Raw genomic sequence first — 12,401 nt, forward strand, 5'->3', positions numbered from 1 at the left:
TAACTCTGTGCGTGGTGCTTAAGACACCAGATTGAGAGCGCGTTTCACCGGCGCGAAACTGCGGCGATGATGTTCTGTCGCGCCATGCTCAGCCAACCTTTCCAGATGAAAGGCGGTAGGGTAGCCCTTGTGTTGAGCAAAACCGTATTGCGGGAAGCGGATGTCCAGCGCCGCCATTTCCGCATCGCGGGTAACTTTGGCAAGTATTGATGCTGCGCTGATTTCTGCCACCCGGCTATCGCCCTTGACCACCGCCATTGACGGCATCGGCAACGACGGGCAACGGTTTCCGTCGATGAGCACGTATTCCGGCGTTACCGAAAGCCCGGCAACCGCGCGCTGCATCGCCAGCATGGTGGCGTGAAGAATATTCAGCTCGTCGATTTCATGCGGCTCCGCCCGGCCCAGGCTCCAGCACAGCGCTTTTTCAGTGATTTCATCGAACAGCGCCAGGCGGCGTTTTTCCGATAATTTTTTCGAGTCAGCGAGCCCGAGGATTGGGCGGCTGGGATCTAAAATGACCGCCGCCGTGACCACTGCGCCCACCAGCGGGCCGCGCCCTACTTCATCCACACCCGCCACAAGATGGGTATGCGGATAGATAAATTCGATCATTGGGCTAACTCCAGTACCGCATCCGCCGCCTGCTCGTCGGCATTGCAGCGAATTTGCTGATGCAGCTGGCGGAAGGTTTCATGCATCTGTTCGCTCTTCGCGCCACGATCTAACAGCGGCAGCAATGCGGCGTACAGGTTTTCCGGGGTGCATTCATCCTGAAGCAGTTCTTTAACCAGTTCACGTCGCGCCAGTAAATTGGGCAGCGAGACATAATCGGTTTTTACCAGCCGCTTCGCCAGCCAGAAGGTGAACGGCTTCATGCGATAGCCAACCACCATCGGGCATTTCGCCAGCATACACTCCAGCGCGGCGGTACCAGAGGCCAGCAGCGCGGCATCGCTGGCGATCATCGCTTCGCGCCCCATGCCATCCAGCAAGTGGACAGGCATATCTGGCGCGACCTCCTGCTTAATTTTTTCAAACTGCTCGCGACGCTTCGCATTCACCAGCGGGACCACCACCTGCAAATCGGGGAAGCGTTCGCGCAGCAGCTGCGCGGTTTTCAGGAAATCAGCGCTGAGCATTTCCACTTCCGCGCCACGGCTGCCCGGTAACAACGCCAGACAGTGGGCATCCTGAGGAATGCCGAGCGCGGCGCGGGCCGCCTGTTTATCCGGATCCAGCGGCATCGCGTCGGCCATGGTGTGGCCGATAAACCGACACGGGACATTGAATCGATCGTAAAACGCTTTTTCGAAAGGCAGAAACGCCAGCACCAGGTCGGTGGCTCTGCCGATTTTGAAAACCCGTTTTTGACGCCACGCCCACACTGACGGGCTGACATAATGAATGGTTTTAATGCCCTGCTTTTTCAGGTTCCCTTCGAGGGTAATGTTGAAATCCGGCGCATCAATGCCGACGAACACGTCAGGCTTAAGCTCGGTGAAACGGCGGGTAAGATCGGCGCGAATATGCAGCAGGCGGCGCAGGCGGCCCAGCACTTCCACCACCCCCATCACGGCCAGCTCTTCCATTTCGTACCAGGCTTCGCAGCCTTCTGCCTGCATACGCGGCCCGGCAACGCCCACAAAGCGCGCGTCCGGTATCCGCTCTTTTAATGCGCGGATAAGACCTGCACCAAGAATATCGCCGGAGGTTTCTCCGGCGACGAGGGCAATCGTTAATGGTCGTTTTTCAGCCATTAACGAATCAGACCGCGCGTTGAACGTTCAAAAAACTCGGTGAACGCCTGCACTTCGGGATGTTGTTCCGCCAGCGCAGCGATTTCCGGTTTTGCTTCATCCAGCGTTTTGCCGCTGCGGTACAGCAATTTGTACGCGTTGCGGATCGCGGTGATCGCTTCACGGCTAAAGCCGCGGCGCTTAAGCCCTTCGATATTGACGCCAAACGGCGTCGCATGGTTACCCTGGGCAATGACATACGGCGGGACGTCCTGCGCTACGCCAGAGCATCCGCCGACCATCACATGGGCGCCAATGATGCAGAACTGATGTACTGCGGTCATGCCGCCGATAATGGCGAAATCACCCAACGATACGTGACCGGCCAGCGTTGCGTTGTTGGCCAGGATGCAGCGGTCGCCCACTGTGCAGTCATGCGCAACGTGCGCGTTGATCATCAGCAGGTTATCGCTACCTACCTTCGTCAGGCCGCCGCCTTGCTCGGTTCCACGATGAATGGTGACGCTTTCGCGGATGCGGTTACGGTCGCCGATCTCCACACGGGTTGGTTCGCCAGCGTATTTTAAATCCTGGTTTACTTCGCCAATGGATGCGAACTGATAGATCTCATTATCACGGCCGATTTTGGTATGGCCATTAACCACGACATGAGACTTCAGAACAGTACCTTCACCGATCTCAACATGTGGACCGACGATGCAAAACGGACCAATGTGAACGTTAGCGCCGAGAACGGCACCGTCTTCCACAATGGCAGAGGGATGAACAAAGGCAGTTTTATCAATCACGTATCAGCTCTCCCGGCTGCGCGCGCACATCATCGTCGCTTCGCAGACAACTTTGCCATCGACCAGCGCAACGCCTTTAAAGCGCGTCAGGCCGCGGCGGGTTTTCTCAAAGGTGACTTCCATAATCATCTGGTCGCCCGGCACCACCGGACGTTTAAAACGTGCTTCGTCGATACCCGCAAAGTAGTAAAGCTCGCCCGGCTCCAGTTTACCCACGCTTTTGAATGCCAGGATACCGGTGGCCTGCGCCATCGCTTCCAGAATCAATACACCTGGGAAAATCGGTTTACCAGGGAAGTGGCCCTGGAAAAACGGTTCGTTTACCGTAACGTTTTTGACTGCCCGCAGGAAGCGACCTTCTTCAAAATCCAGCACGCGATCCACTAAAAGAAACGGAAAACGGTGCGGCAGAAGCTCTAAAATCTCTTCGATGTGCAGAGTATGAGTGTCAGTAGTCAAGATACTGGTCCTGTCAAAATATACTAAATGGCAATAATAACACGGCCTGCGGCAATCCAGAGAATGCCAACAGGCCGATTAACGTTGTCGCTTGCAGGCGCTAGCCAGGGAGCATTAGTCTTCTTTAATGACTTTCCGCTCAACAGCTTTCAGGCGTTTATTCATTTCATCAATGTTCATTACCAACGCTGCTGTTTTACGCCAAACCTTATTAGGCTGTAGCGGAATACCTGAAGAGTACACGCCAGGCTCGGAAATAGGACGCATCACCATACCCATACCGGTCACGGTGACTTTGTCGCAAATTTCCATATGACCGTTGATCACGCTGGCACCGCCAATCATGCAGTAACGACCAATTTTCAGGCTGCCCGCCATGATGACGCCGCCCGCAACTGCGGTATTGTCGCCAATCACGACGTTATGCGCAATCTGGCACTGGTTATCAATAATCACGCCGTTGCCGATAATCGTATCATCCAGCGCGCCACGGTCGATGGTGGTGCAGGCGCCGATTTCAACGCGATCGCCAATAATAACCCGGCCAAGCTGGGGGATCTTAATCCAGTTACCACGATCGTTAGCGTAGCCAAAACCATCCGCGCCGATCACGGTGCTGGACTGGATCAGGCACTGTTCGCCGATCTGGATCTCATGATAGATAGTGACATTCGCCCACAGACGCGAACCCGCGCCAATGCGTGAATTTTTACCCACGAAGCAACCCGCGCCGATAATGACGTTATCGCCCAGCTCTACGCCGGATTCGATTACCGCATTCGCGCCAACGGAGACGTTGTTGCCCAGCTTCGCGCTGGCGTCAATCACTGCGCTGGGTGCGATATTCTGCGCAGGCTGAGGCGTGGTATCAAGAATTTGGGCCATACGCGCATAAGTCAGGTAGGGGTTTTTCACTACCAGCGCCGCGCTTTTGGCGAAAGGAAGATCGTCTGCGGTCATGACAACGGCAGACGCCTGGCATGCAGCCAGATGTTCACGGTAACGAGGGTTTACCATGAAGGTGATTTGCCCCTCACCCGCAGACTGCATTGAAGCAACGCCGGTGATGACGATATCGCCATCACCGCGCAGCTCTGCATCCAACTGTTGGGCTAAATCAGCCAGTCGAATTGAAGGCATTACTTATTTAACCTGTTTCAGCACATCAGCGGTGATGTCTTTCACATCGCTACCGTTGTAAACAACGGTATTGGCATCCAGCACCAGATCAACATCCTGATCGGCTGCAACTTTCTTCACTGCCGCCTGAATACGGGAAACCAGCTTGCCACGTTCTTCGTTAGAACGGCGCGCGCGGTCCTGCTCGAACTGCTGGGCTTTAGTCCCGAAAGCCTGGCGCTGAGCCATGATGTCTTTTTCCAGCTTAGAACGATCGCTCGCTTTCATTGTGGAACCATCACGCTGTAAACGCTGCATTTTGGCTTGCAGATCGCTTTCCTGACTTTGCAGTTCGCTGCCACGGCTTTTGAACTCATTTTCCAGCGTTTTAGATACGCCAGTATTCTGAGCAACCTGCTGAAACAGACTTTGCATGTTCACAACCGCAACTTTATCAGCCGCCTGAGCGGATGCTGCCATTGCTAAACCGAGACCTGCAGCACATAACCACTTTTTCACAATAAACTCCTTACCATCCCATTAGTACCTGAAGGTACCGTTCTTTGCGTGGCCTGGCGGGTGTAACACCCGCCAAAAGTCATCGCTACACTGCTAATGCATTCCTTCGCGTCAAACAATTACCAGGTTTTACCGATGTTAAACTGGAACTGTTCTGCACTGTCTCCATCATACTTTTTAAACGGCTGCGCATAAGAGAACACCAACGGACCCAACGGTGACATCCATTGCAACGCGATACCCGCAGACATACGGATGTTGCCTGGATCGCTGTAGTCCGGAACGCCCGCCGCACGCATATCCGCGGTGTTGTCCCAGTTGGTATCCCACACAGTACCCGCATCAACAAACAGCGAGGTACGTACCGAGTTCGCATATTTATCGCTGAGGAACGGCGTCGGGGTGATGAATTCCAGGCTGGCGACACCCATCGCGTTCCCACCTACCGCATCGTCAGATGAACAGTATGCGCTATTTTCGCAATTATCTTCGCCCGGACCTTTATAAACAGCTTTAGGACCGATGTTGTTCGACTGGAAACCACGTACGGTGCTGGAGCCGCCCGCATAGAAGTTTTCATAGAACGGCATCTCTTTGCCGCTCAGACCATCGCCATAACCCCAACGGGTACGTCCCAGAACCACCCACTTATGGTCATCATCAATCGGCACATAGGTTGCCGTATCGAGAGTGACTTTATAGAACTCGTTATCCGAGCCAGGGATGGTGACCTTACCGTTCAGGTTAACGCGCGAACCTTCAGTCGGGAAGAAACCGCGGTCCAGCTTGTTATAGGTCCAGCCGTAGTTGAAGGTGAAATCGTCGGCGGTAAAGCCACGTTCGCTACCGTCTTTCTGACCGAGCGAATCAAGATAACGATCCATCGCAACCTGCGGCTGCATGTTAGACAGGTCGTTATGGACGTAGCCTAAGCCTGCGCGCAGCGTATTGTATTCGTTAATCGGGAAGCCCAGCGTGCCGTCTACACCATAACTTTTGTTGGTGTACGAGGACAGATCGGCGTCGTCCGCTTTAAAGTCATTATAGAAAATGCGTCCGCCAAGACTAACACCATCCACGGTGAAGTACGGGTTAGTGACGGAGAATTCAGAATAGGTCTGATAGTCGTTTTTGGTGCCGTTAATACCGACAGAATAGCCAGTACCTAACCAGTTATCCTGTTGCACACCCACCTGGAAGCTGACACCGCTTTCGGTACCGTAGCCCACACCGAAGTTGAAACTACCGGTGTTACGCTCTTTAACCTTATACACCACGTCAACCTGATCCGGCTGGCCCGGCACGCGTTGGGTGTCGGTGTCTACGGTTTCAAAGTAGCCCAGGCGATTCAAACGCTCTTTACCCTGATCAACCAGATCGCTGCCCAACCATGCGCCTTCCATCTGACGCATTTCACGGCGCAGCACTTCGTCTTTCGAGGTGTCGTTGCCTTCGAAACGGATTTTGCGCACGTAGAAGCGGTTACCCGAATCCACGTTTACATGCAGTTTGACCGTTTTGTCATTCTCGTTAATTTCAGGCTGGGTTTGCACGCGCGGGTAGGCGTAGCCGTAGCGACCAAGAAGCTTTTTAATGTCGTCTTCCATTTTGGTCACTTTGGTGCCGTTGTAGAGCTCGCCCGGCTGCATTTTGGTCAGTGTTTCAATTTCTGCGGAGTGGCCGGCCAGGTTGCCGCTCACTTCAACGCCGGAAATTTTGTACTGATCGCCTTCGGTGACGTTAACGGTCACGTAGATGCTCTTCTTATCCGGCGTCAGGCTGACCTGAGTCGAATCAATGTTGAAGCGCGCATAGCCGCGATCCAGATAGTAGCTGCGCAGAGTTTCAAGGTCGCCCTGCAATTTTTGCTTCTGGTATTTACGGTCGCCCACCACGTTCCACCACGGTACTTCATCGCGCAGTTGGAAGTTGGAGATCAGCTCTTCAGTGGTGAACGCATGGTTGCCCACGATGTTGATTTGCTGAATGGTGGCGGATACGCCTTCCTGGAAGACCAGTTTCAAATCCACGCGGTTACGCGGCAGCGGGGTCACAACGGCTTTTACGCTGGCGCTGTATTTACCCACGCTGTAGTAGAAATCTTCGAGACCTTTTTCGATATCGGAAAGGGTCGTGCGGTCGAGAGATTCGCCGACGCGAACGCCAGAAGCCTCCAGGTTTTGCTTCAGCATATCGTCTTTAACCGACTTGTTGCCGGAGAACGTGATGCTGGCAATGGTCGGCCGTTCTTTTACCTGAACAAGCAGCGTATCGCCGTCGCGCAGTACGCGGACGTCTTCAAAGTTGCCTGTGGCAAAGAGCGAACGGATCGTGTTACTGATGTCTTCATCATTAACCGTATCACCGACGCGGACCGGCATGCTGAGGAGGGCCGCACCAACGGCGACTCGCTGCAGCCCTTCGAAATGAATATCTCTCACTACGAAACCGTCTGCACCGTATACAGTAGCGCTGCTGAACAGCAGCGACGCTATGAGCAATTTTTTAATCGCCATCGTTGTAATGCGCTCTTCCTAACCTGGCTCTCTATAACCGAGAGAAATCATTGAAAAGTGCAAGCCCCATTAACAGCACCAGCAAAATCGAGCCAATGCGATAACTAAAGTCTTGAACTCGCTCGGAAACCGGCCCGCCCTTTAGCTTCTCTATCGCTAAAAAAAGCAAATGCCCACCGTCCAATACGGGTAACGGGAACAGGTTGATTATCCCTAAGTTCACGCTTATCAGCGCCAAGAACATCAGGTAATAGATCAACCCATACTCCGCTGACATCCCTGCCCCTTGAGCAATCGAAATTGGCCCACTGAGGTTGTTCAGTTTGACATCACCGGTTATCAATTTCCCCAGCATATTGACCGTCAACTTCATCAACTGCCAGGTTTTATCCGTGGCTTCGATGATAGCGGCAAACGGCCCATACTGGCGCACTGTTTTATACTCATCTGGCAGCGGGATCACTTTCGGCACCACGCCGGCAAACCCTTCCGCCTTCCCGTCACCGGCTTTTGTATCCGGAATCAGGGTTACTGACAAGGGATTCCCTTGCCGTTCAATCTCTACCGCCAACTTCCGCGCCGGGTTGTCGCGCACCAGCGTGACGAAAGCCATCCAGTTCGCCAGCGGCTGACCATCGACTTTAACGATCCTGTCGCCTGCTTGCAAACCCGCTTTGCTGGCGGCTGAATCAGCCTGGACTTCAGCCAGCACCGGTTCAATCTTCGGTCCGTAGGGTCTGATGCCTAAAGAGGCCACCGGATCTTCTTTATCAGGCTCAAAATGCCAGTTCTTGAGATCCAGCGTTTTATTGGTTTGTTGCGTACTGCCGAACGGCCCCACACCCAACGTCACGCTGTCATCGCCGATTTTCGCCACCAGCTCAAGACGAACGCTATCCCAGTCAGGCGTTTCGATACCCTCAACGGATTTAAGTTCCATGCCAGGCGCAATTTGTGCCTGCGCCGCGATGGAGTTGGGCGTTATTTCACCAATTACTGGCTTAACGCTGGGAATACCGATCATGAAAACCAGCCAATAAGCGACGATAGCAAACAGGAAGTTGGCTATCGGACCTGCGGCAATGATCGCCGCGCGCTGGCCGACGGTTTTGTTATTGAATGCCTGGTGGCGCATTTCCGGAATTACCGTTTCAACGCGCTCATCCAGCATTTTGACATATCCCCCAAGAGGGATAACGGCGATAACGTATTCTGTGCCCTGGCGGTCGGTGCGCCGCCACAGGGCTTTACCAAAACCGATGGAGAAGCGTTCAACACGAACGCCCGCCTTGCGAGCCACCCAGAAATGGCCAAACTCATGCACGGTAATAAGAACACCCAGCGCGATGATGAAAGCGGCCAAATTCCAGAGAATGCTCAGCATAAATTATTCCGTTAAATCGTTCTGAAAACTAACAGCATCAGACACGCGAACACCGGCACGGCAGCCGTCAGGCTGTCGATACGATCGAGGATACCGCCGTGGCCGGGTATAAGATTCCCACTATCCTTAATACCCGCTTCGCGTTTAAACATACTTTCGGTGAGGTCGCCCAGCACCGAAGCCAGCGCGGCAACCACAGAGCATATCAGCAAGGTTGACGGCGCGACTTCAAGATTCACCACCACGCCGTAAATCCAGGAAATCACCGCGGCGGTAAACAGGCCGCCAATAAAGCCCTGCCAGGTTTTACCGGGCGAAACCTTTGGCGCAAGCTTATGTTTACCAAATAATTTACCGAACATGTAAGCGCCGGAATCCGCGCCCCACACCAGAATCATCACATACAGCAGCCAGATGGCGCCGTAGTAATGATTGGCGTCGTAATGCCAGCCGCGCAGCGCCACCATGCCCCAGAAAAAAGGCACGATAGTCATTAAACCAAACGCCAGACGCAAGGCTTTAGAATTGCGCCAGAAAGCGGCGGAAGCCGGATAAAAAAGCACCAGCAACAAGGCGGCAAGCCACCAGAAAAGAGACAGCCACAACGCGCCCTCGACAACCGCGATATCGACGCCATAGTGATATTCGGGCAGCGTGAACAGCATCAGCGCAAGCAGCAGGCCACAAAGCACCGCCAGCCACACCCGTTGAGTACGGTTAACAAACCCGCTCAGTTGCCCCCACTCCCAGGCTGCCAGCATGCACACCACCAGAGTAGTGATGGCGAAGCCAATCAGCGGCAAGAAGAACAGTGCGGCAATGACGACCGGAATTAAAATGAAAGCAGAAATCAGGCGATACTTCAGCAAAAGCTACCCCCATCAGGCTTCATTGTCACCGGACACAGTCCCACCAAATCGACGCTCACGATTGGCAAAGGCATTCAATGCACCTTCAAAGTCTTGTTCATCAAAATCAGGCCAAAGAACATCGGTAAAATAAAGTTCTGCATAGGCGATCTGCCAAATCAGAAAGTTACTGATACGATGCTCTCCCCCTGTCCTAATCACTAAATCTACGGGAGCCAGCTCATGCATGCAGATCTGCTCGCTGAGCAAATCTTCGCTAATCTGATCCGGGCGCAATAGCCCTTCCTGCACTTGCTCAGCTAAACGCCGCACTCCCTGAATAATATCCCAACGTCCGCCATAATTCGCGGCGATGTTGAGCGTAAGGCCGGTATTTTTACTGGTTAAGGCTTCGGCTTTATGAATACGCTCTTGCAAACGGGTATTGAATCGACTGATATCGCCAATGATGCGCAGCCGGACGTTATGACGATGTAAGTTCTTGACTTCACTATCTAACGCCCAGACAAACAGCTCCATTAAGGCGCTAACTTCCTGAGCCGGTCGATTCCAGTTTTCACTGCTGAATGCATACAGAGTCAGCGCATCGATACCATGATTTGCAGCAAACGAAACGGCGCGGCGAACCGACTTCGCCCCCGCTTTATGGCCAAAGGCGCGGATTTTTCCTTGCCGTTTCGCCCAGCGCCCGTTGCCATCCATAATAATAGCGACATGGCGGGCCCCGGAAGCAGGCAGATTTTCGTTTACTGGTTGATTCGCAGACAACATAACGCGTTCTTTTTCCCCGATAAGGAGTAAACGGTACTCAGAAATACTGAAGCCTCTACACAAAAACGCCGTGTTTACCACGGCGAACCCGGCCTTGATAGCCTTTTACCCCCAGTTAGGGTGGCGCAGACTATATCACTGAAGCCAGACGCTAACAAATAACATGGCTTTTGTGGGATGAATAATCATCAGCTTGCGAAGCGCATCACTTCCTGATGCGCAACCTTGCGCGCTTCCTCATCAACGGCTAATACCTCGTCCACCGAGCGTGGTTCAGACAAGATCATCATGCCTAATACCTGGGCATTCAGCGCAGCAATGTCAGTGAAACGGATCTGCTGATCGAGGAAGGCCTGAACGGTAATTTCATTCGCAGCATTCAGGGCGGTGGTTGCCGCCTGGCCTTGTTCAAACGCGTCCATCGCCAGCTTCAGGCACGGGTAGCGCTGGTAGTCTGGCTCAATAAAGCTCAACGGGCCCGCTTTACAGAAATCCAGCGGTTTCACCCCGGAGCTCACACGCGCCGGCCAGGCCATAGTATGGGCGATAGGCGTACGCATATCCGGTTCACCCAGCTGTGCGAGTACGCTGCCATCCACATAGCGAACCATTGAATGAATCACGGACTGAGGATGAATCAACACTTCCATACGGCTGGCTGGCGCATTGAAAAGCCAGCGGGCTTCAATATATTCGAGACCTTTGTTCATCATCGTGGCGGAATCGACGGAGATTTTACGCCCCATCGACCAGTTCGGATGCCGACAGGCTTGATCCGGCGTCATACCCGCCAGTTCAGCCAGTGCGGTCTCGCGAAAAGGTCCGCCCGACCCGGTGAGGATAATCGACGAAATGCCGTTTTCCTCAAGGTCAGCGTACCCCAGCTGACGCTGGATTGTTTCCGGTAAACTCTGAAAAATAGCGTTATGCTCGCTGTCTACCGGCAGAAGGCGGGCGCCGCTTTGCTTCACGGCATCCATAAACAGACGGCCACAGGTGACGAGTGATTCTTTATTGGCCAGCAGGATCTGTTTACCGGCGCGAATAGCGGCAAGCGTGGGCAATAATCCCGCCGCGCCGACAATCGCCGCCATAACCTGGTCGACGTCATCGAGCGCCGCCATATCGCAGGCCGCCTGCCGTCCGGAAAGCACCTCGGTCGCACTCCCCTTTTCACGCAGCAACGATTTCAGCGCCGAGGCGCTGGCGTCGTCATCCATCACCGCAAAACGCGGAGTGAATTCGAGGCACTGCTCAGCCATGCGCGTTACGTTTTTGCCCGCCACCAGCGCGGTGACGACATACTGTTGTGGATTGTGGCGAACAACGTCAAGTGTGCTGCAACCGATAGATCCGGTAGAGCCAAGAATGGTCAAATGCTTCATCAGGCGCTCGGTGAGGAAAAGGGAAAAGTCATCACGCGTTTCAGGCGTGGATTAAATGCAAAACGCCGTAAGAAAACACCGCTAAGCGGCTTTCCTGTACGGCGTTCACATTCGCAAGGCGAGAATTAGAACTGCATTAACTCAGTTTCTTTCTCTGCCAGCGCGGCATCTACTTTCTTGATAGCGGCATCAGTCGCTTTCTGAACGTCGTCCTGGGAGCGGCGGTCATCATCTTCGCTGATTTCTTTATCTTTCAGCAGCGCTTTTACTTTATCGTTAGCGTCACGACGCACGTTACGCACCGCAACACGCGCCTGTTCAGCTTCGCCGCGCACTACTTTGATCAGATCTTTACGGCGTTCTTCGGTCAGCGGAGGCAGTGGAACACGGATATCAGAACCCGCAGAACTTGGGTTCAGACCGAGGTCAGACGCCATAATCGCTTTCTCAACCGCCGGGCCCATCGAACGATCAAATACGTTGATCTTCAGCGTGCGGGTGTCTTCTACCGTCACGCTCGCCAGCTGACGCAGCGGCGTTGGCGTGCCGTAGTATTCAACGATAATACCATCCAGCAGGCTTGGGGAAGCACGGCCAGTACGGATTTTGCTGATTTGGTTTTTGAATGCTTCGACGCATTTTTCCATACGCACTTCAGCATCTTTTTTGATTTCGCTAATCACGTTACGAGTCCTTGAAAACTGATAGTTGGGCAGGCCACACACGCTCGCCTGACGACGTGAAACGCAGTGTGATAAGTATAGCCCGATTAATTCATGGCACCCGGCAGATAATCCGCCAACTGAACCGACAATGAAACGGAATTTTACC

12 protein-coding genes are annotated in these 12,401 nt (G+C 53.7%); all 12 read right to left on the minus strand.

Annotated elements, in window-relative coordinates; genetic code table 11:
* Positions 1–18: 18 nt before the first annotated feature.
* The 12 genes from rnhB to frr all read right to left on the minus strand — a co-directional run bounded on the left by rnhB (position 19) and on the right by frr (position 12,253).
* Positions 19–615, minus strand: a complete 597-nt coding sequence (gene rnhB / locus FHW74_RS05115) for a ribonuclease HII (protein ID WP_183169461.1) — start codon at positions 613–615, stop codon at positions 19–21.
* Entirely contained in the window at positions 612–1,760 is a 1,149-nt protein-coding gene (gene lpxB, locus FHW74_RS05120; RefSeq protein WP_183169462.1) for a lipid-A-disaccharide synthase, read from the minus strand. Before lpxB ends, rnhB begins: the two co-directional genes overlap by 4 nt.
* Entirely contained in the window at positions 1,760–2,548 is a 789-nt protein-coding gene (gene lpxA / locus FHW74_RS05125; RefSeq protein ID WP_183169463.1) for an acyl-ACP--UDP-N-acetylglucosamine O-acyltransferase, read from the minus strand. Before lpxA ends, lpxB begins: the two co-directional genes overlap by 1 nt.
* A 3-nt stretch (positions 2,549–2,551) precedes the next feature.
* Positions 2,552–3,007 carry a 3-hydroxyacyl-ACP dehydratase FabZ gene (fabZ, locus tag FHW74_RS05130; RefSeq protein WP_002436969.1) on the minus strand — a complete coding sequence of 152 codons (456 nt, stop codon included), beginning with the start codon at positions 3,005–3,007 and terminating at the stop codon, positions 2,552–2,554.
* Between the two features lie 114 nt (positions 3,008–3,121).
* Complete coding sequence (gene lpxD, locus FHW74_RS05135; RefSeq protein WP_183169464.1) at positions 3,122–4,147, minus strand: UDP-3-O-(3-hydroxymyristoyl)glucosamine N-acyltransferase; 1,026 nt, start codon at positions 4,145–4,147, stop codon at positions 3,122–3,124.
* Positions 4,148–4,150: 3 nt separating this feature from the next.
* On the minus strand, positions 4,151–4,645 hold the full coding sequence (gene skp / locus FHW74_RS05140; RefSeq protein WP_183169465.1) for a molecular chaperone Skp: 495 nt from the start codon (positions 4,643–4,645) through the stop codon (positions 4,151–4,153).
* A gap of 119 nt (positions 4,646–4,764) precedes the next feature.
* The gene (bamA, locus tag FHW74_RS05145; protein ID WP_183169466.1) at positions 4,765–7,161 is read right to left on the minus strand and encodes an outer membrane protein assembly factor BamA; all 2,397 of its coding nucleotides are present in this window, start codon (positions 7,159–7,161) and stop codon (positions 4,765–4,767) included.
* Positions 7,162–7,192: 31 nt separating this feature from the next.
* Positions 7,193–8,545: a sigma E protease regulator RseP gene (gene rseP / locus FHW74_RS05150; protein ID WP_183169467.1), complete on the minus strand. Its 1,353-nt coding sequence runs from the start codon at positions 8,543–8,545 to the stop codon at positions 7,193–7,195.
* 11 nt (positions 8,546–8,556) lie between these two features.
* Positions 8,557–9,414, minus strand: a complete 858-nt coding sequence (gene cdsA, locus FHW74_RS05155; protein WP_183169468.1) for a phosphatidate cytidylyltransferase — start codon at positions 9,412–9,414, stop codon at positions 8,557–8,559.
* Between the two features lie 12 nt (positions 9,415–9,426).
* Positions 9,427–10,185, minus strand: a complete 759-nt coding sequence (gene ispU / locus FHW74_RS05160) for a (2E,6E)-farnesyl-diphosphate-specific ditrans,polycis-undecaprenyl-diphosphate synthase (RefSeq protein ID WP_183169940.1) — start codon at positions 10,183–10,185, stop codon at positions 9,427–9,429.
* 188 nt (positions 10,186–10,373) lie between these two features.
* Positions 10,374–11,570, minus strand: a complete 1,197-nt coding sequence (gene ispC / locus FHW74_RS05165) for a 1-deoxy-D-xylulose-5-phosphate reductoisomerase (protein ID WP_183169469.1) — start codon at positions 11,568–11,570, stop codon at positions 10,374–10,376.
* A gap of 125 nt (positions 11,571–11,695) precedes the next feature.
* Positions 11,696–12,253, minus strand: coding sequence for a ribosome recycling factor (gene frr / locus FHW74_RS05170; RefSeq protein WP_002436957.1), 558 nt, complete (start codon positions 12,251–12,253; stop codon positions 11,696–11,698).
* Positions 12,254–12,401 lie beyond the last annotated feature (148 nt).

The sequence above is a fragment of the Atlantibacter sp. RC6 genome (assembly GCF_014193285.1).
Classification (GTDB): domain Bacteria; phylum Pseudomonadota; class Gammaproteobacteria; order Enterobacterales; family Enterobacteriaceae; genus Atlantibacter.

What these genes read in the sequence shown, in the direction of transcription:
- lpxB (WP_183169462.1), bottom strand. Translation starts at nt 1,760, where the DNA reads ATGGCTGAAAAACGACCATTAACGATTGCCCTCGTCGCCGGAGAAACC.
- ispU (WP_183169940.1), bottom strand. Translation starts at nt 10,185, where the DNA reads ATGTTGTCTGCGAATCAACCAGTAAACGAAAATCTGCCTGCTTCCGGG.
- lpxD (WP_183169464.1), bottom strand. Translation starts at nt 4,147, where the DNA reads ATGCCTTCAATTCGACTGGCTGATTTAGCCCAACAGTTGGATGCAGAG.
- bamA (WP_183169466.1), bottom strand. Translation starts at nt 7,161, where the DNA reads ATGGCGATTAAAAAATTGCTCATAGCGTCGCTGCTGTTCAGCAGCGCT.
- rseP (WP_183169467.1), bottom strand. Translation starts at nt 8,545, where the DNA reads ATGCTGAGCATTCTCTGGAATTTGGCCGCTTTCATCATCGCGCTGGGT.
- ispC (WP_183169469.1), bottom strand. Translation starts at nt 11,570, where the DNA reads ATGAAGCATTTGACCATTCTTGGCTCTACCGGATCTATCGGTTGCAGC.
- rnhB (WP_183169461.1), bottom strand. Translation starts at nt 615, where the DNA reads ATGATCGAATTTATCTATCCGCATACCCATCTTGTGGCGGGTGTGGAT.